Annotated in this window: 17 protein-coding genes; 11 read left to right on the forward strand and 6 right to left on the reverse strand. The window is 56.4% G+C overall.

The features are described from left to right. Nucleotides 1-53 precede the first annotated feature (53 nt). Together E0L21_RS13290 and E0L21_RS13295 are read left to right on the forward strand one after the other, a co-directional pair. A complete protein-coding gene (locus E0L21_RS13290; protein WP_131410202.1) occupies nt 54-1,757 on the forward strand; it encodes an NAD-dependent malic enzyme in 1,704 nt (567 codons plus the stop codon). 302 nt (nt 1,758-2,059) lie between these two features. Next, nucleotides 2,060-3,766 carry an ABC-F family ATP-binding cassette domain-containing protein gene (locus tag E0L21_RS13295; RefSeq protein WP_131410205.1) on the forward strand — a complete coding sequence of 569 codons (1,707 nt, stop codon included), beginning with the start codon at nt 2,060-2,062 and terminating at the stop codon, nt 3,764-3,766. 177 nt (nt 3,767-3,943) lie between these two features. Here the strand turns inward: E0L21_RS13295 and E0L21_RS13300 are convergent, their stop codons facing one another. Continuing rightward, nucleotides 3,944-4,546 carry an inorganic diphosphatase gene (locus E0L21_RS13300; protein ID WP_131410207.1) on the reverse strand — a complete coding sequence of 201 codons (603 nt, stop codon included), beginning with the start codon at nt 4,544-4,546 and terminating at the stop codon, nt 3,944-3,946. Between the two features lie 275 nt (nt 4,547-4,821). Here E0L21_RS13300 and adhP point away from each other — a divergent pair, with 275 nt between their 5' ends. The 8 genes from adhP to E0L21_RS13340 all read left to right on the forward strand — a co-directional run bounded on the left by adhP (nt 4,822) and on the right by E0L21_RS13340 (nt 13,586). Next, nucleotides 4,822-5,832, forward strand: a complete 1,011-nt coding sequence (gene adhP, locus E0L21_RS13305) for an alcohol dehydrogenase AdhP (RefSeq protein WP_131410209.1) — start codon at nt 4,822-4,824, stop codon at nt 5,830-5,832. A gap of 66 nt (nt 5,833-5,898) precedes the next feature. Then, entirely contained in the window at nt 5,899-6,333 is a 435-nt protein-coding gene (locus tag E0L21_RS13310; protein ID WP_131410211.1) for a VOC family protein, read from the forward strand. Between the two features lie 135 nt (nt 6,334-6,468). Further along, nucleotides 6,469-8,091 (forward strand): TIGR04028 family ABC transporter substrate-binding protein, encoded by a 1,623-nt coding sequence (locus tag E0L21_RS13315; RefSeq protein ID WP_131410213.1) that lies wholly within the window; start codon nt 6,469-6,471, stop codon nt 8,089-8,091. 11 nt (nt 8,092-8,102) lie between these two features. Beyond that, nucleotides 8,103-9,047 (forward strand): ABC transporter permease, encoded by a 945-nt coding sequence (locus E0L21_RS13320; protein WP_131410215.1) that lies wholly within the window; start codon nt 8,103-8,105, stop codon nt 9,045-9,047. Further along, entirely contained in the window at nt 9,044-9,895 is an 852-nt protein-coding gene (locus tag E0L21_RS13325) for an ABC transporter permease (RefSeq protein WP_131410217.1), read from the forward strand. Before E0L21_RS13320 ends, E0L21_RS13325 begins: the two co-directional genes overlap by 4 nt. Then, entirely contained in the window at nt 9,892-11,499 is a 1,608-nt protein-coding gene (locus E0L21_RS13330) for a dipeptide ABC transporter ATP-binding protein (RefSeq protein WP_131410219.1), read from the forward strand. The genes E0L21_RS13325 and E0L21_RS13330 overlap by 4 nt, the downstream gene beginning before the upstream one ends. Further along, nucleotides 11,496-12,485 (forward strand): putative FMN-dependent luciferase-like monooxygenase, encoded by a 990-nt coding sequence (locus tag E0L21_RS13335; protein ID WP_131410221.1) that lies wholly within the window; start codon nt 11,496-11,498, stop codon nt 12,483-12,485. The genes E0L21_RS13330 and E0L21_RS13335 overlap by 4 nt, the downstream gene beginning before the upstream one ends. A 9-nt stretch (nt 12,486-12,494) precedes the next feature. Then, a complete protein-coding gene (locus E0L21_RS13340; RefSeq protein ID WP_131410223.1) occupies nt 12,495-13,586 on the forward strand; it encodes an alkylhydroperoxidase domain protein in 1,092 nt (363 codons plus the stop codon). 39 nt (nt 13,587-13,625) lie between these two features. On the opposite strand, the gene araJ is transcribed toward E0L21_RS13340, so the two are convergent. The 4 genes from araJ to fdnG form a co-directional block, all read right to left on the reverse strand. Further along, a complete protein-coding gene (araJ, locus tag E0L21_RS13345) occupies nt 13,626-14,798 on the reverse strand; it encodes an MFS transporter AraJ (RefSeq protein ID WP_131410225.1) in 1,173 nt (390 codons plus the stop codon). A 183-nt stretch (nt 14,799-14,981) separates the two neighbouring features. Further along, entirely contained in the window at nt 14,982-15,638 is a 657-nt protein-coding gene (gene fdnI, locus E0L21_RS13350) for a formate dehydrogenase-N subunit gamma (RefSeq protein ID WP_131410227.1), read from the reverse strand. Further along, a complete protein-coding gene (gene fdxH, locus E0L21_RS13355) occupies nt 15,631-16,515 on the reverse strand; it encodes a formate dehydrogenase subunit beta (RefSeq protein ID WP_131410229.1) in 885 nt (294 codons plus the stop codon). Before fdxH ends, fdnI begins: the two co-directional genes overlap by 8 nt. A 12-nt stretch (nt 16,516-16,527) precedes the next feature. Further along, nucleotides 16,528-19,575: a formate dehydrogenase-N subunit alpha gene (gene fdnG / locus E0L21_RS13360; protein WP_131410231.1), complete on the reverse strand. Its 3,048-nt coding sequence runs from the start codon at nt 19,573-19,575 to the stop codon at nt 16,528-16,530. A 220-nt stretch (nt 19,576-19,795) separates the two neighbouring features. Between fdnG and yddG the strand changes: the two genes are divergently transcribed. Beyond that, nucleotides 19,796-20,680: an aromatic amino acid DMT transporter YddG gene (gene yddG / locus E0L21_RS13365; RefSeq protein ID WP_131410233.1), complete on the forward strand. Its 885-nt coding sequence runs from the start codon at nt 19,796-19,798 to the stop codon at nt 20,678-20,680. A 12-nt stretch (nt 20,681-20,692) separates the two neighbouring features. Here yddG and E0L21_RS13370 read toward each other — a convergent pair whose 3' ends face one another. Continuing rightward, complete coding sequence (locus E0L21_RS13370) at nt 20,693-22,180, reverse strand: SmvA family efflux MFS transporter (protein ID WP_131410480.1); 1,488 nt, start codon at nt 22,178-22,180, stop codon at nt 20,693-20,695. Between the last annotated feature and the right edge of the window lie 103 nt (nt 22,181-22,283).

Here is a 22,283-nt window from a genome sequence, read left to right on the forward strand (position 1 = left end):
GTACCGGCCCGTGACTCACCCCCACGGGAGAAAGTTGATCAAGGAGCTGTAAGATGAATGCAAAGCATAATAAAAACCGATCGTTATATATCCCTTACGCTGGACCTGTGTTGCTGGAATTTCCGTTGCTGAACAAAGGCAGCGCTTTCAGCATGGAAGAGCGCAGCAACTTCAACCTGCTTGGCCTGCTGCCAGAAGTGGTTGAAACCATTGAAGAACAAGCCGAACGCGCCTGGTTGCAGTATCAGGGTTTTAAAACCGATATCGATAAACACATTTATCTCCGCAATATTCAGGACACCAATGAAACCCTCTTCTATCGGCTGGTGGAAAACCATCTCGAGGAGATGATGCCGGTGATCTACACCCCCACCGTTGGCTGGGCGTGTGAACGTTTCTCTGATATTTACCGCCGCGCTCGCGGTGTGTTCATCTCCTGGCAGAACCGCGCCAGCATGGACGACATCCTGCAAAACGTGCCTAACCACAACATCAAGGTGATCGTGGTGACCGACGGGGAACGTATCCTCGGTCTTGGCGATCAGGGCATTGGCGGTATGGGCATTCCTATTGGCAAGCTGTCACTCTACACCTCATGTGGCGGAATCAGCCCTGCTTACACCCTGCCCGTGGTGCTCGATGTCGGCACCAACAACCAGCAGTTGATTAATGATCCGCTCTATATGGGTTCGCGCCACCCGCGTATCACCGGCGATGAGTATTACGCTTTTGTGGATGAATTTATCCAGGCGGTGAAACAACGCTGGCCGGACGCGCTGTTGCAATTCGAAGACTTCGCGCAGAAAAATGCCATGCCGCTGCTGAACCGTTATCGCGATGAAATCTGCTGCTTTAACGATGACATCCAGGGCACGGCGGCAGTGACTGTTGGTACGCTGATCGCCGCCAGCCGCGCGGCTGGCAGCCAGCTTAGCCAGCAGAAAATCGTCTTCCTTGGTGCGGGTTCAGCCGGTTGCGGTATCGCTGAACAGATTATTGCCCAGACCCAACGTGAAGGGTTGAGCGAAGCGGATGCCCGCCAGAAGGTCTACATGGTTGACCGTTTCGGCCTGCTGACGGATGAAATGCCCAATTTGCTGCCGTTCCAGAGCAAGCTGGTGCAAAAACGCGAAAATCTGCAAAACTGGGACACCGGCACGCAGAACGAAGCCCTTTCTCTGCTGGACGTGGTGCGTAATGTGAAGCCGGATATTCTGATCGGCGTCTCCGGTCAGACCGGGTTGTTCACAGAAGAAATTATCCGCGAAATGCACAAACACTGCCCGCGTCCGATTGTTATGCCGCTGTCGAACCCGACTTCCCGCGTCGAAGCGACACCGCAGGATATTATTAGCTGGACAGATGGCATGGCGCTGGTTGCCACCGGCAGCCCATTCTCTCCGGTGCAGTGGAAAGACAAAACCTACCCGATTGCCCAGTGCAACAACGCCTACATCTTCCCTGGGATCGGCCTTGGGGTTATCTCCAGTGGCGCGTCGCGCATTACCGATGAAATGCTGATGGCGGCAAGTGAGACGCTGGCGGAATACTCCCCGCTGCTGCTGAATGGCGAAGGGCTGGTGCTGCCAGCGCTGAAAGATATTCAGCAAGTCTCGCGCGCGATAGCGTTTGCCGTTGGCAAAATGGCGCAACAACAAGGCCTGGCGGCAAAAACCTCGGCCGAAGCGTTGAAGCAATCCATCGACGAGAACTTCTGGGAGCCGAAGTACCGCAGCTACCGCCGTACCTCTATTTAATCTCCTCTCCCGGCGCCGCTGTGCGCCGGGTGTCTCCCTACTGGAAAAACATTCATTTCCCCGCTAAACTCCTTTTCACCCATTAACTTACTGAATATAAAAAAGGAGGCTACTTATGCTGTATTGTGAATTGTTTGACTATTCACATGCATTTGGCGATCGCGCCAGCTCAAGCGTTATCGGTATCGTGCTGCGATAACTTCGGCTTGAGCGAAGACAACAATCCCTTCCCTTGGGCTTACCAGGTTATCGTCAGCGATGTTTGACGAGGCACGCTCGTGCCTGTAACTCTTGAGTAAGCAATGAGCACTTTATTATCTGCACAATCAATCCGTGTTGAAACGGCGTTTGGTCCGTTATTCTCCGATCTCTCCTTTACCCTGAAGAAAGGCGATCGTCTTGGGCTTATTGGCGACAATGGCTGTGGCAAAAGTACGCTGCTAAAAGTGCTGGACGGTTCACTGTCCCCGCTTTCCGGCAATGTGACGGTTGCGCACCAGTGCCTGCTGGCACGCGTCGAGCAACATCTGCCCGATGCCCTGTTATCCATGACGCTGCTTGATGCGGTACTGGCTCAGTTCCCTGCGATGGAGCGCGATAGCCAGCGCTGGCGCGGCGAAGCATTGTTGGCCAGCATGGGGCTGAGTCCGCAGGAAATCGCCTTAACGGCTGCCACGCTGAGCGGCGGGCAACATACCCGCTTGCTGCTGGCGCGGGCGCTGATCCGCGAACCGGATCTGCTGCTACTGGATGAGCCCGGCAACCACCTCGATCTGCCCACGCTGCTGTGGCTGGAACAGTTTCTGCAAAGCTGGTCCGGCAGTTTCGTGATGGTATCGCACGATGCCGCGTTGCTGGATGCGGTGACCAACGGCAGTTGGATCCTACGTGACCACACGCTGCACAGCTTCGCACTCCCCTGTAGCGCGGCGCGTCAGGCGCTGGAAGCGCGGGATGAGAGTGATGCCCTGCGTCACAAGGCGGAGCAAAAGGAGATAGACCGCGTCAGTACCAGCGCCAAACGGCTGGCCACATGGGGGCGCGTTTATGACAACGAAGATCTGGCGCGCAAAGCGAAACAGATGGAGCGCCAGGTCGAGCGCATGAAAGAAAGCCAGACCGAACTGACCGAGGGCAGTAAGTGGCGGCTGGCGCTGCATGGCGAGGAACTCAAGGCTGACCGTCTGCTGGAGATGGAACAGTTGGCGGTTCCGCCTGCGCCAGGATTACCCGACTTGTTTAAGGTGCCGGTTGCACGGCTGAAAAGTGGCGATCGCGTCGCCATTGTCGGGCGTAATGGCTGCGGGAAATCCTCGTTGCTGCGCCTTATCTGGCGTGCTTACCAGCAGGAAAGCGCGTCTGGGTTGCGTTTGCATCCCCGCCTGAACGCGGGTTACTACGACCAGACCCTGCACCAATTGCCGGACGACGCCACGCTGTTTGACGCGTTAGAACCGTTTGCCCCCACGCCGCAGGATCGCAAAATGGCGCTCATTAGCGCCGGTTTTACCTGGGTGCGCCACGGGCAACGTGTGGCGACACTGAGCGGCGGTGAGCGTTCGCGGCTGCTGTTTGTCGGTCTGTCGCTGGCGCGCTTTAATCTGCTGATGCTGGATGAACCGACCAACCATCTGGATATGGCGGGCAAAGAAGCGCTGGCGCAAACGTTGCAACAGTTCAGCGGCGGCGTGTTGCTGGTCAGCCACGATCGCGCGCTTATCAGCAATAGTTGTAACCGTTTCTGGCTGGTGGAAAACGGTGAACTGAGCGAATGGCATGATGCGGAGGCGGTGTTCGAGCGCCTGCGCGAAAGTGTCTGCCACGAGCAGGCCGCGCCGGTGGCGCTTAATACCGTCGCTGCGCCAGAGGACGCCGATGCCCTTCTGGCGCGGTTAATCTTGCTGGAAACTCAATTGGCAGACGATTTGGCGCGTAAAGCAAAGCACCAAAAACCGCAGCTTCAGGCGCAGTGGCGCGAGGAGATAGAACGCCTTCAACAAAGATTGTAGTGCCACAGCAAACAGGCGCCGTAAGGCGCCTGTTTTTTTAAACACCACATCCTGTGGCGGTGGTCAGCAACAGGCTTTGGTTCATTGTCTTCGGATTGATATCGTTCAGAACCGGCAAGGCCTTTTTAGTGATTACCCCCCTTCGGCGCGCAATTGCAACCTGCCTGGCAGGCGTTTTTACGGCTGCGGCTTTTTCGCTTTCCAGGCATCCCATGCCTGTTTGATTTCCTGCTTCGCAGTTGCGGCATCGTTAAAACCGTTCAGCTCCACTTTTTTCCGCCCGTCCGGCAACTGTTTGTAAACGCGGAAGAAAGCTTCCAGACGTTGCTGCTCAATTTTAGGCAAATCCGTGATGTTGTTGATGTCGTCATAGGTCGGGTCGATTTTGCTGGCCGGTACGGCGACAATTTTGTCGTCCGTTTCGCCGCCATCAATCATTTTCAGCACGCCAATCGGGCGAAGTTTGATAAGCGTTCCCGGTGCCAGCGGCGCACGAGTGTAGAAAATCACATCCAGCGGATCGCCATCGCCCGCCAGCGACTGCGTGAGTGAGCCGTAGTTCGCCGGGTAAGCCACCGGCATTGACTGAAAACGATCAACCACGATAAAGCCAGTTTTGGCATCCGTTTCATACTTAATGATGCCACCCGCCGGGATTTCCGTTACAGCGTAGAACTCTTCCGGGTTATTTTCCGGCTGCGGAAATTCAAGAATATTGTGTGCCTGAACCGAGGCGGATAAGAGAACGCTGACGGCCAGCAGTTTTTTCACCAGATGCATTGTTAATCACTCTTTTGTTATAGAAAGCAACAATTTGGCGGCAAACAATGACAATAGCATGACATTCACCACCCGAACTTTATAACCTCATTAACAGTATGGTTACTGGTTATTTACCCTACCTAAACCAGGGGAAAGGCGCAGAAAGTATTACAGTATGTTGCCCTGCTCTTGAATGTCACTCCTAAACCATTAATTCTAAAGACGTATATTACGGATGAAGCCAGACGCCACACCCGGATCTCAGTTCCATGCCTCATAACAGGAGAAACACCATGAAGGCTGCTGTTGTTACAAAAGATCATCAGGTAGAAGTGACACAAAAAACGTTACGCCCGCTCAAACATGGCGAAGCATTACTGAAAATGGAATGCTGTGGCGTTTGCCATACGGATTTGCACGTGAAAAACGGCGATTTCGGCGACAAAACGGGGGTGATCCTCGGACACGAAGGCATTGGCATTGTCACCCAGGTGGCCGAAGGAGTTACTTCGCTGAAAGTGGGCGATCGCGCTTCTGTGGCGTGGTTTTTTCAGGGTTGTGGCCACTGCGAGTACTGCAACAGCGGCAATGAAACCTTGTGTCGTGAGGTCGTGAATGCCGGCTACACGGCGGATGGCGGCATGGCGGAAGAGTGCATCGTGGTTGCTGATTATGCGGTGAAAGTGCCGGACGGCCTCGATTCTGCCGCGGCCAGCAGCATTACCTGCGCAGGCGTGACTACCTATAAAGCGGTGAAAGTCTCGCACATCAAACCGGGCCAGTGGATTGCTATTTACGGTCTCGGCGGGCTGGGTAATCTGGCGCTGCAATACGCCAAGAATGTCTTTAACGCCAAAGTGATCGCCATCGACGTCAATGATGAACAGCTTAAACTCGCTGCCAGCATGGGCGCGGACCTGACCATTAACTCGCGCAGCGAAGATGCAGCGAAGGTGGTACATGAAAAAACCGGTGGTGCGCACGCCGCCGTGGTCACCGCGGTGGCGAAAGCGGCATTTAATTCAGCCGTCGACGCTGTGCGCGCCGGTGGACGCGTGGTGGCCGTGGGTCTGCCACCAGAAGCGATGAGTCTCGATATTCCGCGCCTGGTGCTGGACGGCATTCAGGTGGTAGGTTCTCTGGTGGGCACTCGTCAGGATCTGAACGAAGCCTTCCAGTTCGCCGCCGAAGGCAAAGTGGTACCGAAAGTGGCGTTGCGCCCGCTGGAAGATATCAACGCCATCTTTAAAGAGATGGAACAAGGCCAGATTCGCGGTCGTATGGTGATCGATCTCCGCCATTAATCGCCGGGCATTGCCTATAATCACGGGGGCGTTAATGCCCCCTTTTTTTATGACACTGAGGTGCTTATGACCACCACGATCCCCGGGCTTGAAGTGCTGTTTATTGCCGGTTTTGGCCCTATTGTGCAAAACGTGGCCGACAGCCAGGCGTTTTACCAGCACACCCTTGGGCTGCCGTTGAAACCGATGGAGGGCGCGAGCGATTATCTGGTCGCCGATCACGATGCGCTTGACGGCGCAAAACACTTTGCCCTGTGGCCGCTACACCACGCCGCCGCGTCATGCTTTGGCGCAGAAAAATGGCCGGATTCTCACCCCATTCCGCAAAGTTGGGTTGAATTTGAAGTGCAGGATTTAGCGATCGCCACCGATGTGCTGGTCAACAAAGGGTATCAATTGCTGATTGCCAACCGTCTGGAACCCTGGGGGCAGAGCGTCACGCGCCTGCTTTCGCCTGAAGGGATACTGGTCGGGCTGACCATTACGCCCTGGATGCGTTAACACTCCGGATTACCGGGGCATGCCCCGGTTTTGCGCTTTCCTGAAATGCTTATCTCAATTCCTTTGTTCCCTTGTCATAGCGCGCACCGGATGATGAATCCGACGTTAAGACAATAGATAACAAAGGAATTCACCATGCACATCCCTTTTCGCTTACCGCTGCTGACGGCGCTGATAACGGCCGCTTCCGTTCAGAGCTGGGCGGCACAGACGCCGGTTAAAGGCGGCACGCTAATTTATCTTGAGCAGCAGGCGCACACCAATTTATACCCTCCTGCCGGGGGTTTTTACCCCAACGGCGGCATTCTTAACCAAATCACCGACAAGCTGACCTGGCAGAACCCCAAAACATTGCAGGTGGAACCGTGGATTGCTGAAAGCTGGAGCACCGACGACGATAAGACCGAGTACACATTTAAAATTCGCCCGGGGGTGACCTTCTCCGACGGCACGCCGCTCGATGCCAACGCGGTAGCGAAAAACTTCGACACCTACGGCCTTGGCAACAAAGCGCAACGCTTGCCGGTATCGGAAGTGATCAATAACTATGATCACAGCGAAGTGATTAATGCGCAGACCGTCAAATTCTACTTTAAGAAGCCGTCGCCGGGCTTCCTGCAAGGCACCGCCACCATTGGTTCTGGTCTGGTATCGCTCAGCACGTTACAGCGTAACTTTGAACAACTGGGCGACGCTCGCCAGATCATTGGCTCCGGGCCGTTTGTCGTCAGCGATGAAAAACTGGGGCGTGAAGTCACCCTTACCGCGCGTAAAGATTATCAGTGGGGGCCGAAAAACCTCGCTCAGCAAGGCCCGGCGAATCTCGATGGTATAAAAATTATTGTCACGCCGGAAGACAGCGTGCGCATCGGTGCGTTGCTGTCGGGTCAGGCGGGTTTTATTCGCCAGGTGCAGGCGTACGATGAAAAGCAGGCCACCGATCAGGGCTTCAAAATTTATGCCGCGCCGACACGCGGCGTGAACGACAGCATCAGTTTCCGCCCTGATAACCCGCTGGTTGCCGATGTGCGAGTCCGCCAGGCGCTGTTGCACGCCACCGACGCTAAACAAGTTGTGAATACCCTTTTCTCGCCTAATTATCCGCAGGCAACCTCTGTGATTGCCCATTCTGCCGCCGGTTATGTCAATCTGCGCGACAAACTGACATTCGATCCGGCGAAAGCGAAGCAACTGCTGGACGACGCGGGCTGGAAAACAGGCGCGGACGGTATTCGCAGCAAAGACGGACAACGGTTGGCGCTGGCAGTGTATGAATCCTTGCCGCAGCCGCAAAACAAAGAGGTGCTGCAACTGGTGGCGCAGCAGTGGCGACAGGTCGGCGTGGCGTTGAGCGTAAAAGCCGGCGATGCGGGTAGCCACACACTGGATAACCTCGACCCGCTGAAAACACCGCTCACCGTTTCCGAAGTCGGACGTGCTGATCCGGATGTGGTGAAAAGCATGTTCTACCCGGCAAACCGCGACGCTCTGCTGCAAAAAGGCGGCTCCAGCGACAAAGTAAAAAGTTTCCGCGACGACAAACTTAACGATTTGCTGGTGAGCATTTCCGCCGAGGTGGACGGGCAAAAACGTCTGCAACTCACCGGCGACGCGCAACGCTATCTGCTGGATAACGCCTATGTGATCCCAATTTTTGAGGAACCGCAGGTGTTTGCCGGCGCGCAGTGGTTGAAAGGCGCAAGCTTTGAAGCCGTAGGTCGCCCGTCGTTTTACGGCGCGTGGATTGAAAAACACTGAGGAGGCGGGCAATGAGCCACTATCTTCTGCGGCGCGCCGGGCAAGGTCTGCTGGTGTTATGGGCCGCGTTTACGCTCTCCTTCGTGCTGCTTCAGGTGCTGCCGGGCGACGCGGTGCTGATTAAATTCCAGAACCCGGATCTGGGTCTCAGCCCGGCGCAAATCGAAGAGATGCGCGTGACCTATGGCGCAAACAGCCCGCTCTGGCAGCAATATTTTCATACGCTGTTTGCCATGGTGCGCGGAGATTTTGGCTACTCGGTTCAAGCGGGTGTGCCGGTCAGCGAGCTTATTGCCAGCAATTTGCCGGACACGCTCCAGCTGGCGCTCCCTGCCTTTGCACTTGCGGTGGTACTGGCCTTCACGCTGGCCTTTGCTTCCCGACTTCCGGCGCTGCGCTGGCTAAGTAATGCGATTCAGTCTGTTCCTGTGCTGCTGATCTCCCTGCCGACATTCTGGCTGGGTATCGCGCTGATTCAGCTGTTCTCATTTCACTGGCGGTTGATCCCGGTTATTAACCCTTCGCCGCTACAGGGGCTGATCCTGCCGATTATTACCGTTGCCATTCCGATTAGTGCACCGCTGGCGCAAATTTTAATGCGCAGTATCGATCAGGTTGCCGCGCAACCCTTTGTTGCGGTAGCGCGCGCGAAAGGCTTTAGCGAAACCGGCGTGCTGTGGCGACATGTGACAGGCAACGCCCTGCTGCCGGTGCTGAACATTGCCGGGTTGTTGCTGGGCGAATTGATTGCCGGGGCGCTCATTACCGAAACGGTGTTTGGTCGTTCCGGGTTAGGTCAGCTCACTCAGCAGGCGGTAAATAACCAGGATATCGCGGTATTGCAGGCGGTGGTGATGATCTCTGCGCTCGGATTTGTACTGATCAACCTGCTGGTCGATTTACTGATGCCGTGGTTTGACCCGCGGCTGCAAACCGTTACCGGAGGGGCGTTATGAGTCTGGTTGATTATGCCATCGCCGCACGTAAGCGGGTTCCTGTCTGGGCGGGTCTACGCTGGCAGCCGGGATTATGGCTGGCGTGGACGGTGATTATTCTGGCGGTACTGGCCGCGTTATTCCCTGCGTTGTTTACCGCGTATAGCCCGGTAGAAGGTATCGCCGGAGCGCAGCGGTTGTCGCCACAAGCCGGTCACTGGCTGGGCACGGACCAACTAGGACGCGACCTGTATGCGCGCATTGTTTATGGTGCATCGCATTCCCTTTGCGCTGCGTTGGCGGCGGTGGCGATGGGATTGATTGTCGGCACGCTGACCGGCGTTGTCGCCGGGGCGCTTGCCGGGCGCGTCGAATCGGTATTGATGCGCCTGGTGGATGTTCTACTCTCGATTCCTTCGCTGTTGCTGTCGCTGACGGTCATTATTTTGCTTGGCTTTGGCACGGTGAACGCGGCAATTGCCGTCGGCGTGGCTTCGGTCGCCAGTTTTGCCCGCCTGTCGCGCGGTGAAGTAGTGCGCATTCGCCATACCGATTATGTCGAAGCGGCCAGAGGCAGCGGTGGCACCTTTCTGGCCGTACTGTGGCGGCACATTTTACCCAACTCGCTCACGGCGGTGCTGGCGTTCGCCACGCTGCAATTCGGTCAGGCGATCCTCGCCCTTTCCACCCTCAGTTTCCTCGGTTACGGCACCCCGCCGCCGGTGCCGGAATGGGGCTTACTGATTGCGGAAGGACGCAATTATTTATCCACCGCCTGGTGGCTGACGACCTTCCCGGGCGTGGTGGTGGTTGTAGTGGTGCTGGCGGTAAACCGCATCAGCCGCCAGTTTAGCGGAGGTCGCGCATGACAGTGTTATCGGTAGAAAATTTACGCGTCAGTTATCGCACCGGGCGAGAATGGCGCGAAGTGGTGCATCAGGTCAGTTTTACCCTCCAGCGTGGTGAAATGCTGGCATTTGTCGGCGAGTCCGGATCCGGTAAAACCACCACGGCGCAGGCGATTATTGGCCTGCTCGCTGAGAATGCCCGGCGCGACAGCGGCAACATTGTGCTTAATGGCGAAGTGATAAGCCAGTGGTCAGCAAAGCGACTGAACAGCCTTCGCGGTGCGCGCATCAGCCTGGTGCCGCAGGATCCGGGCAATTCGCTCAACCCGGTCAAAACGATCGGTGCGCAGGTGGCGGAAGTGCTCCATCTGCACCGCAAACTCACTGCCCGACAGCGCGACGCACAGGTGCTGGCGCTGTTGAGCAAAGTGGGACTTAGCCATCCTGAACAACGCATCAAACAGTATCCGCACCAGCTTTCCGGCGGCATGAAACAGCGTGTGCTGATCGCCATGGCCATCGCTCTGCAACCGGATGTGATTATCGCCGACGAACCGACCAGCGCGCTGGATGTCACCGTGCAGAAACGCATTCTCGATCTGCTGGACGTGCTGCGACGCGAATCCGGCACGGCGGTGCTGTTTGTCACGCATGATTTGGCGCTGGCAGCCGAGCGTGCCGACCGGCTGCTGGTTTTCCGTGACGGCGAAATTCAGGAACAGGGTGAAACGGCGGATATTTTGCGCGCGCCGCAGCATGCCTACACCCGCCAGTTGCTCAGCGATATGCACGGGCAATCACTGACTATCGCGCCGGTTTCCGGCCAGCCGCTCTCCTCACCAGCAATCCGTTTGCTGGATATCCATAAACGCTTTTCGCTCGGTAAAGACCACACGTTACAGGCGCTTGACGCCGTGAGCTTTGAGGTGCGTCGCGGCAGCACCCACGCGTTGGTGGGCGAATCGGGTTCCGGCAAAACCACGCTGGCGCGCATTCTGCTGGGTTTTGAACAGGCGGACAGCGGCAGAGTGATCATTGATGATATTGATGCCACGCAGTTGCGCCCGGAGGCGCACCGGCAACTGCGGCGTAAAATCCAGTTCGTTTATCAGAACCCTTTTGCCTCACTCGATCCGCGCCAGACGCTGGCGCAGATTATCGAAGAGCCGTTAAAGAACTTTGAGCGCATTGAGAAAGCGGAACGCATGGCGCGCGTGGAGGCGGTTGCCCACCGGGTCGCGTTGCCGCTGTCGTTACTTGAACGCACGGCGCGGGAGCTTTCCGGCGGTCAACGTCAGCGTGTTGCTATTGCCCGCGCACTAATTCTTGACCCGAGCATTCTGGTGCTGGATGAAGCCACTTCCGCGCTGGATGTCACGGTACAGGCGCAGATCCTCGCCCTGCTTCAACAACTGCAGCAGCAACTGGGGCTGACTTATCTGTTTATTACCCACGATCTGGCGACCGTGCGCCGTATTGGCCACAGTGTCACGGTGCTGCGCAATGGTCGTATTGTCGAACACGGTCCGGTTGAGCAACTGTTTGCCGCGCCGCAGCACGACTATACCCGCGAATTAATCAACGCCATTCCCCATTTTTCACCCGCTACGGAGGAGTTCGCATGACGCGAAAACGCCTTGGGTTTTTTACCCGCCTGCTCGATAACACCGTGCCAAAAGAGCGCTACCGGCTGGCGACGGAACAGATCCGCCATGCCGAGCGCCACGGTTTCGATACGGCGTGGATTGCGCAGCACCATTTCCATGAACACGAAGGCGGATTACCGTCGCCGCTGGTTTTTCTGGCGCACGTTGCCGCGCACACTGAACGCATTCGGCTCGGCACTGCCATCATCACCCTGCCGCTGGAAAACCCGCTGCGGGTGGCGGAAGACGCGGCAGTTCTGGACTTGCTCAGCGACGGACGGCTGGAAGTGGGCTTTGGCTCCGGCGGGACGCCGACATCCTTTCTGCCGTTTGGTCTGACGATTAACGAACGTGCGACAGCCTTTGCCGACGGACTGCATCTGATCCAGAGTGCGTGGCGCGGTGATTCGCTCACTCACCCGGATAACCACCTCTACCCGCCTGCATCGCAACTTGCGGAGCGCGTGTGGATCGCCACATTCTCGGTGGAAGGTGCAATCCGTGCGGCGCAAGGCGGTCACGGATTGATGCTGTCGCGCACACAGCCACGTCCGGGCGATGAACCCTTCTTGCCGCTGGATGCAATCCAGAACCCGATGATTGATGCTTACCTGGCCGCGCTGCCGTCCGGTGTTACACCGCGCATTCTTGCGTCGCGCACCGCGTTTGTCGCCGACAGCGTTGATTACGCGCTACAGGTCGCCGCACCGGGTCTTGCGAAGCAAGCGCAGCAGCACCGCGCGGCGGGTTATCGCGTAAATGGTGACAATATCACTGATTATATTCAGCAATTTGATGCTCATATTGGTGATGCGAAAACCGTACTGGATTCGCTCGGCAAAGACAGCGTACTGGCGCGCGCCACTGATATCTCTTTCCAGGTGCATTCGGTCGAACCTTCGCACCAGGACACCCTGCGTTCCATCGAACTGATCGCCGGGCAGATCGCCCCGCAGATTTTATAAGGAGTCATTATGGCGTTTACTCAGGACATTCTTGCCGAACTGGCGGAGATCGCCCCCGGTTCCCCTGTGGCTCAGGCGCGCGACACGCGTGATGCCGCAACGCAGCATGCGCAAGGCAGTTACCAGGCGCTGTTTGATGTTCAGGAAGACGCGTTCACTGCCGATGAGCGCTATAGCGTGGCGGCGAAAGTGGCGAAGTGGCACAACGCCAATGAACTGGCGGCGCACTACGCCGGTTTTGGCCTCGCCGACCCAACATCGGCACGCTTAACCCCGGCGCTGGAATTCGCCCGTTTACTGACTTTTTCGCCGGTGAAAGCGACGCCTCAGGCGCTCAATACGCTGGTTGCTGCGGGCTGGAAGAAAGAGAGCATTGTCACGCTGGCGCAACTGGTTGCGTTTGTCAGCTTCCAGAGCCGGTTACTGGCCGGGTTGCGGCTGTTAAACGGAAAAACGGTGGCTGACAGCGATATTTCGGTGGTGGCCGGTGTCTGGCACACCGACGCGAAAACGCAAAGCGGCAAAGCCGCGCCGGTACAATTTACACAACAGGAATTAGGCTGGGAGCCGTGGCTGGCGGCAAAACCGCTGGCGGAATTTACGCCCGATGAACAGGCGATCCTGGCAAAATTTGGCCATACAGATTCCGACTATTTCCGCCTGCTGGGCCGTAACCTGCCGGTGCTGGAGCAGCGCACGTTAACCGATAAAGGCATTTTTTATACGCCGGGTGGCTTACCGCGTGCTGAGCGCGAGCTGGCGGCAACGGCGGCCAGTAAAATCAACGGCTGCATCTACTGCGCCTCGGTCCATGCGCGTAAAACCAGCCAGCTATCGAAGGATGATAATGCCGTGGAAACCTTGCTGGCCGTACAGCCCGGCGAGATTTTGAGCAAGGGGCAATCGGCGCGCTGGCAGGCAGAAATTGATGCCGCTGCTGCGCTATCGGTAACGCCGCCTGCGCTAACCGTGGCGCATCTGGAAAGACTCAATGCTCAAGGCCTGGATACCTTGCAGCAACTGGATCTTATCCAGTCCGCTGCGTTTTTCGCCTGGGCGAACCGCTTGATGCTAACGCTTGGCGAGCCGTATTTACCTTGAGCGTTTGACCCGGTGGGCGCAGGCTCACCGGGTGGCGGGTTAGTGCTGAACGACCTGTTCGGGTTGATATTTTGTTTTTCTGTGACCATAGATCAGAAGCGAAGTCATGGCGGCAAACGTCAGCACCGCCGCCGGTAACGTCAGGTAGCTGTACGTAAACCCAAACGCGATAATCAGCCCGCCAAACCACGCACCAACCGCATTGCCGAGGTTAAACGCCATTTGTCCACCCGCAGCGCCAAGCATCTCCCCGCCCTTTGCATTTTGCAGCAGCATGATTTGCAGCGGCGCAGAGAGCGCGAACAGCCCGGCGCAGCACACAAAACCAAGCGACAACGCCCCCACTTTGCTTTCACCGGCGACAAACAGCGCCAGCATCGCCAGCATAATCAATAATTCCGTCACCGCCGCAATGCGCACTGGGCTGAATTTCACCGAAAGCCGGCCGCTGAACATATTGCCAAGCACCATGCCGAGCCCCATCAGCATCATGATCAGCGTCATCGCGCTCTCGGTGAAACCGGAAACATTGACCATAAACGGCTTCACATAACTAAACCAGGCGAATACGCCCGCGTTACCAAACATGGTGGCGGCGAAAATCAGCCACGGTTCCGGTTTTTTCAGGAAGTGAAATTGCTCGCGCAGGCGGCTTTCGCTGGTATCAAACAGCGACGGCACCCAGACAATCACCGAGACGATCACCAGTGCGAAAAAGACGGAGATCAGCAAGAAGGTGTAGCGCCAGCTGAACGCGTGACCGATCCACGTGCCGAGCGGAATGCCAATCAGATTGGCGACGGTCATCCCGGCAATCATTCCGGCCACCGCCATGGTTACTTTTCCTGGCGGCGCGATTTTCGAAAGGATGATCGCCCCCACGCCAAAAATCGCCCCGTGCGGGAAACCGGAGATAAGACGGGCGATAATCAGCATGGTGTAGGAGCTGGAGAAGGTAAAAATGGCGTTACCCACCAGACACAGCGCCACCAGAAACAGCAGCGTGTTTTTCAGCGAAAAGCGGTTTGAAAAAAGCGCCATGATCGGTGCGCCGATGACCACGCCAAACGCGTAAGCGGAGATCAAATGCCCCGCCGAAGGGATAGAAATGCCGACATTGTTCGCCAGTTCGGTTAACACACCCATAATGCCGAACTCCGCCATACCCAGGCCAAAGGTCGCAAGTGCCAACGAAAAAACGGTTTTTTTCATACCACTAACCACTTGTTAAAAGTTTGCGACAGGCATTATTGACCATTCACTTCAGGCAGACCAGTTGAAATGCCCCGGCTAACCTATAAATCCATGGATACGGGCAGGTTTATGAATAAATGGGAACCGTGCTAATGAGGGATTTAAAACCGCTCCGAACGGTTATCCGGAGCGGTTTGACTATTATTTAATACCTTCAGTGCTCTCTTTTTTCGCTTCCAGACGTTCCACATCACGATACCAGCGCGGGTGGTGTTTCTGCGCCCAGCGGCGGCTCACTTTCCCTTCGATCATGCCTTTGATGGAGCCTTTTACCCAGAACGCCATATACATATGGATCAGGATTGCGTGCAGCAAAATGATCGCCGAGGTGGCGTGCAACAGCAGGCTGTAGCGGATCACCTGAATCGGGAAGTAGTGCGCAAAGTACGGACGCCAGATAATCACCCCGGTCACCAGCAGCACCAGCATCATGCTCATGATGGTCCAGAACATCATTTTTTGTCCGGCATTGTATTTACCGACTTTCGCGACCTTGTGCTCGTTGCCTTTTAGCACTTCGACAATGTTTTTCAGCCATGGCAGATCTTTCTTGTCCGGGATGTTGTGATGCACAAAACGCACAAACATAAACATCAGCGCCAGGAAGATAACGACGCCAAAGAACGGGTGCAGAATGCGCCCCATCTGCGGCGTGCCGAAGGTTTCCGTCAGCCATTGCAGCGTCGGGAAGAAAAACGAAATGCCGGACAGCGCGACGAGGAAAAAGCAGACCACCACCGTCCAGTGACAGGCGCGGTCAATAAACTTGGTGCGCACAATCATTTTTGACTTACTCATGATGCTCCTCTTCATCGTCGTCCACTTCTTTGTTCGGCCCGATGCCAATGTAGTGGTAAATCAGCCCGGCGAAGGTGGCGAGGAAACCTGCCGCCGACAATGGCTTCAGTACCCCTTTCCACAGATTGACCGAGGTGTCGATCTGCGGATCTTTCGGCAAGTTGTGGTACAGACCCGGCTGATCGGCATGGTGCAACACATACATCACATGCGTGCCGCCCACGCCCTGCGGGTTATAGACTCCGGCGTTGGCGTAACCGCGCGCTTTGAGTTTCGCCACGCGCTGCTCGCCAAGCTCCAGCATCTCGGCTTTGGTGCCAAAATGGATCGCGCCGGTCGGGCAGGTTTTCACACAGGCCGGTTCCTGGCCGACGCTGACGCGATCGACACAGAGCGTGCATTTGTAGACCCGATTATCCTCTTTATTGAGACGCGGCACGTTGAACGGACATCCGGCGATGCAGTAGCCGCAGCCAATGCAGTTATCTTGCTGGAAATCGACAATGCCATTGGCGTACTGAATAATCGCCCCCGCTGACGGGCAGGCTTTCAGACAGCCCGGCTCCGCGCAGTGCATACAGCCATCTTTGCGGATCAGCCACTCCAGTTTGCCGTTCTGCTCGGTTTCGCTAAAACGCATCACTGTCCAGGATTTGGCGCTCAAATCGGCCGGATTATCGTAAACCCCGACGCAGTGCCCGACCTCATCACGAATATCGTTCCACTCCGAACAGGCCACCTGGCAGGCTTTGCAGCCCACACAGGTGGAAACGTCGATAAGCTTGGCGACTTCCGCTTTGTCATCACGCGCCCGTGGGGGCGGCGTGATCGGGTTGGTGGCGGAGCGTTTTAGAATGTCTTGCGTTTCCATAGCCATTAATTCGCTCCTTTACGCCTTCTCTATATTGACTAAAAACGCTTTGTATTCCGGCGTTTGCGAGTTTGCATCGCCGACGTTTGGTGTCAACGTATTGGCGATATAGCCTTTCTGCGCCACCCCTTCGAAGCCCCAGTGCAGCGGAATACCAATGGTTTCCACCTGCTGACCGTGTACCTGCAAAGTACGCAGACGACGCGTCACCACCGCAACCGCGCGAATAAAGCCGCGCTTGCTGCTTACCGTGACGCTGTCACCATTAGCAATGCCTTTTGCCGCCGCCAGCGTTTCGCTGATTTCGACAAACTGCTGCGGCTGGGCGATGGCGTTGAGGCGCGCATGCTTGGTCCAGGTGTGGAAATGCTCCGTCAGGCGGTAGGTCGTGCCGACATACGGGAACTGATCTTTTTTCCCCATCCGTTTGGCATCGTCCTCGAACAGACGCACAACCGGGCTGGATACCACATTCGGGTGCAGCGGGTTGGTGCCAAGCGGTGTTTCCATCGGTTCGTAATGTTCCGGGAACGGCCCTTCTGCCAGCTTGTCGAGTGCAAACAGCCGCCCCAGCCCTTCCTGCTGCATGATGAACGGCCCGGTATTGCTGCCCGGCGGTGCGGTGTTGTAGTCGGGAATATCATTGCCGACCCACTTCGCCCCGTTCCACTGGATAAGCATCCGTTTCGCATCCCATGGTTTGCCCTGCACATCCGCCGACGCGCGGTTGTAAAGCACGCGGCGGTTCAGCGGCCACGCCCATGCCCAACCAAGCGTATTACCGAGCCCGGACGGATCGGCGTTATCGCGGTTCGCCATCTGGTTGCCCTGCTCCGTCCAGCTTCCGCTGTAGATCCAGCAAGACGAGGCCGTTGTGCCATCATCGCGCAGCAGCGCAAAGCTATTGAGTAGTTGCCCTTTTTTCGCCAGCAGTTGCCCGTTGGTGTCATAGAGATCCGCCAGCGCATAGCCGTTGTTCTCTTTCGCCACCTCTTCCGAGTGCGGGTTGTGCGGCTGGCTGTAGTTCCAGGACATCTTCAGCAGCGGTTCCGCGCCTTTGCCACCTTCGGTGCGGTACATCTCGCGCAAGCGGTGGAAAATTCCGGCGAGGATTTCGCCATCGTTCAGCGCTTCGCCCGGCGCATCCTGGCCTTTCCAGTGCCACTGTAACCAGCGACCGGAGTTGGCGATCGAGCCATCTTCCTCTGCAAAACAGGTTGATGGCAGACGGAACACTTCGGTGGCGATAGCCGCTGGATCAACATCGTTCATCTCGCCATGGTTCTGCCAGAAGGTGGAGGTTTCTGTCACCAGCGGATCGATAACCACCATGTACTTCAGTTTGCTCAGCGTACTGACAACTTTGTTTTTGTCCGGGAACGACGCCACCGGGTTAAAGCCCTGGCAGATATAGCCATTCACTTCGCCTTTCGACATCTTGTTGAAGTACTTGATCACATCCCAGGCCTGATCCCACTTCGGCAACCAGTCAAAGCCCCAGTTATTCTCTTTCTGCGCCGCGTCGCCATAGAACGACTTCATCAGGCTGACAAAGAATTTGGGATAGTTGCTCCAGTAGTTCACCTGGTCCGGCAACAGCGCTTTTGGCGTATTCGCCGCCAGGTACTGCTGTAAATCGGTCTGTTTTTCCGATGGCAGGGTCAGGTAACCCGGCAGGCTGGTCGATAACAGCCCCAGATCCGTCAGCCCCTGAATGTTGGAGTGCCCGCGTAAAGCGTTCACCCCGCCACCCGCCATTCCCATATTGCCGAGCAGCAACTGGATCATCGCCATGGTTCGGATGTTCTGCGCACCCACGGTGTGTTGCGTCCAGCCCAGGGCGTACAGGAAGGTGGTGGTTCTGTCCACCGCGCTGGTTGAGGCCAGCACTTCGCACACTTTCAGGAAGTCCGCTTTGGGCGTGCCACAGATATCTTCCACCGTTTCCGGCGTGTAGCGGGCAACGTGCTGTTTCAGCAAATTCCACACGCAGCGCGGATCGGTCAGCGTGTCATCGCGTTTGGCGTAGCCGTTTTCATCAAACTGGTAGTTCCACGAGGTTTTGTCGTACTGGCGTTTTTGCGCGTCGTAGCCGCTGAACAAGCCGTCTTCGAAGGCAAAATCATCCCGCACCAGCAACCCGGCGTTAGTGTAGTGTTTGACGTATTCGGCGTTGATGTTGTTGTTTTCGATCAGGTAGCGCAGTACGCCGGAGAGGAAAGTGATGTCCGTCCCGGAACGTATTGGCGCATAAATATCGGCAACTGACGCCGTGCGCGTAAAGCGCGGATCGACCACAATCAGCGTGGCGTCGTTATTGTTTTTGGCTTCCAGCGCCCAGCGGAAACCGACTGGGTGGGCTTCAGCGGCGTTACCGCCCATCACCATCACCACGTTGGCGTTTTTGATATCAACCCAGTGGTTGGTCATCGCACCGCGACCAAATGTTGGAGCAAGACTTGCTACCGTTGGTCCGTGTCAGACGCGCGCCTGGTTATCTACCGCCAGCATGCCGAGTGACCGCACGAATTTTTGCGTCAGCATGCCGGTTTCATTACTCGCCGCCGAGGCGCACAACATACCGGTTGAGAGCCAGCGGTTAACTTTTACGCCTGCGGCGTTGCTTTCGACGAAGTTGGCATCGCGGTCGTTTTTCATCAGCCGGGCGATGCGGCTAAAGGCTTCATCCCAACTGATACGCTGCCATTTGTCAGAGCCTGGCGCACGGTATTCCGGGTAGCGCAGGCGGTTTTCACTGTGTACGTAATCCAGCAGACCGGCCCCTTTCGGGCACAGCGCGCCGCGGCTGACCGGATGATCCGGATCGCCTTCGATATGATAGATGGCCTCTTTCGCGTTTTTCGCACCATCACCCAGGCTATACATTAATAACCCGCACCCCACGGAGCAGTATGTACAGGAATTTCGCGTCTCTTTGGCGCGCAGTAATTTATAATTTCGCGCCTGCGCCAGCGCCATTTTGGGAGCAAATCCCAACGCGGCCGCTGTGGTTCCTGCCATTCCGCCCGCGCAGATTTTAAAAAATTGTCTGCGGCTGACGTCCATTGCTTTCCTCAATTATTGTCTTCGACTGCGGCCGGAAAACTAAACATTTCACAGGGTGAATTAATTGCGGTAAATCAATAACGCCGGGAGCTTGATACCTAATAGTTTTACACGTCGAATTTTCATCACACAAAAGTGGTAGATATTGCGCGGTGGATTTCGCTTAATTATTCAGCCGTGTTATAAGTTGAGGTTTTGTTTCAGGCGATTAAGTGCAGTAATGAATAAAAAACGCGCAACGCTAATTGGTTTACTGGCGGTATTCCTCTGGAGCACGATGGTGGGTTTTATTCGCGCCGTCAGTGAAGGTCTTGGCCCGGTTGGCGGCGCGGCGATGATCTATACCCTGAGCGGTTTGCTGCTGATGGTCATCGTCGGTATCCCGGATTTACGCCGTTTTTCAGTGCGTTATCTTATTGCCGGAAGTGTGCTGTTTGTCAGTTATGAACTTTGTCTGGCGCTGTCGCTGGGTTTTGCCGCGACGCGACAACAAGCGATAGAAGTGGGCATGGTTAACTATTTATGGCCGAGTCTGACTATTCTGTGCGCAATATTATTTAACGGTCAAAAATCCAGTTTGTGGGTTATTCCCGGTTTATTGTTGGCGATACTCGGTGTGAGCTGGGTGCTCGGCGGCGATAGCGGTCTTGATATCGCTGAAATCCAGCGAAACATTATCTCCAGCCCGCTTAGCTATGCGCTGGCGTTTGCCGGGGCGTTTATTTGGGCGATTTATTGCACCGTCACCACCAAATACGCCAACGGCGCGAACGGTATTACGCTGTTTGTATTGCTGACGGCAGCGACGCTGTGGGTGAAATTCGCCGTCACACCGCAACCGGAAATGGTCTTTACGCTACCGGTGGTGATGAAATTATTCATGACCGGCATTGCGCTCGGTCTTGGTTATGCCGCGTGGAATATTGGTATTTTGCACGGCAACGTCACGGTGCTGGCGGCGGCATCTTATTTCACGCCGGTACTCTCTTCCGCGCTGGCGGCGGTGGTGTTAAGTGCCCCGCTCTCGTTCTCCTTCTGGCAGGGCGCGCTGATGGTGTGCGCCGGATCGCTACTCTGTTGGTGGTCAACCCGCCAGCGTGCGTGATCCGGCACAACGCTACTGTTTTTCCACTCGTGCCAGGCTAAACCAGATCCCCACCGCCAGTAGTATCAACAGCGCGCCGGCGGTTCCCAATGCAACACTGTGTGAACTGATAAAGGCTGTTTTCGCCGCCGCGATGATCCCCTCGGCAACTGCGGGCGGTGCTTCCTGCGCCAGGCGGAATGCTTCACCAATGGACGATGACGCCTGCGCGGCGGTCTCGCTGCTTAACCCCTGTGGAAGCTGGATCGAGGCGGAGAAACTGCGGCTCAAAATCAACCCAAACACGGCAATGCCAAGACCGGCGCCCAGTTCGTACGACATCGCTTCAATCGCCCCGGCGGCTGCCGCTTTCTCTTTTGGCGCAGCGGCCATGATCGCCGCCGTAGAGGCCAGTAACGCGCTTGCCGCACTGAAGCCCAGCAGCGCCATCAATATTCCGGCCTGCCACGGCTGGGTGGCGAAGTTGGTCACGGAAAGGCCCAGGAAACTCACCGCGCTGAGCGCCATCCCGCCAGCGGCGACGCGGCGTAATCCCAGTTTTGACACCAATATCCCGGCGATGGGCCCGCTAAATCCGCTCGCCAGCATCACCGGCAGCATAAAAACCCCGGCGGCAAACGGCGTGAAACCGTGAACAAATTGCAACTCCTGCGCCATCAGCAGCTCAAAACCGACCAGCGTCACCATCGACGTTATCGCCATCAGCACACCGCTTAAAATCACGCGATGCGTAAACAGCCGCATGTCGATCATCGGGGTCGTGACGGCAAGCTGAATGCGCACAAAACCGGTCAGCAAGGTGGCACCCACGAGCAATGTACTCGCCACGATCCATAGCGGCTGCGTGCCTTTCATCGCCGTTTTTGCACTCCACACCAGCAGCAAGATGGCGACAATCAAGCTCAATGCCTGATTCAGGTGTAACGGCTGCTCGGCGCGGCCTTGCTGGCGTGGCACGAAGCGCGCGGTCAGCGCCATCACGGCAATGACAATCGGCACATTGATCAGGAACACGGAACCCCAGTAGAAATGCTCCAGCAACATTCCGCCAATTAACGGACCAAATGCCGCGCCGCCGGAACCAATTGCCGCCCAGACGCCGAGCGCCGTATTGCGCTGCTGCGCCTGCGAAAAAGTGTTACGGATCCCGGCAAGTGTTGCCGGCACGATCATTGCTGCACCGACTGCCAGCAGCGCGCGCGTGGCGATAAGCCAACTGGCGCTTGAGGCAAATGCCGCCAGCAACGAGGCCGCGCCAAACAGCCCGCTACCGATCAGCAACAACCGCTTAAAACCGATTTTGTCGCCCAGCGCGCCCATCGGCAGCACCATTCCGGCCATCACCAGCGAGTAGATATCCATTATCCATAACAGCTCATTTCCGCTGGCATTTAACACCGCGCTCAGTGTGGGCGCGGCGACATGCAGCACCGTCGCATCGATAGCGACCGGAATATAAACCAGCACAATGATGACCAGCGTTAACCACTGACGAAACATACTTCTCTCCATCGTTTTCATTCCTGGACAGATGTCCAGAATGGCGATCCTACGGAAAGTTGAACGCATGTCCAGCTTTTTGTTACACTCCGTTTACCCCCTA

The sequence above is a fragment of the Kosakonia quasisacchari genome, from assembly GCF_004331415.1.
Classification (GTDB): Bacteria; Pseudomonadota; Gammaproteobacteria; order Enterobacterales; family Enterobacteriaceae; genus Kosakonia; species Kosakonia quasisacchari.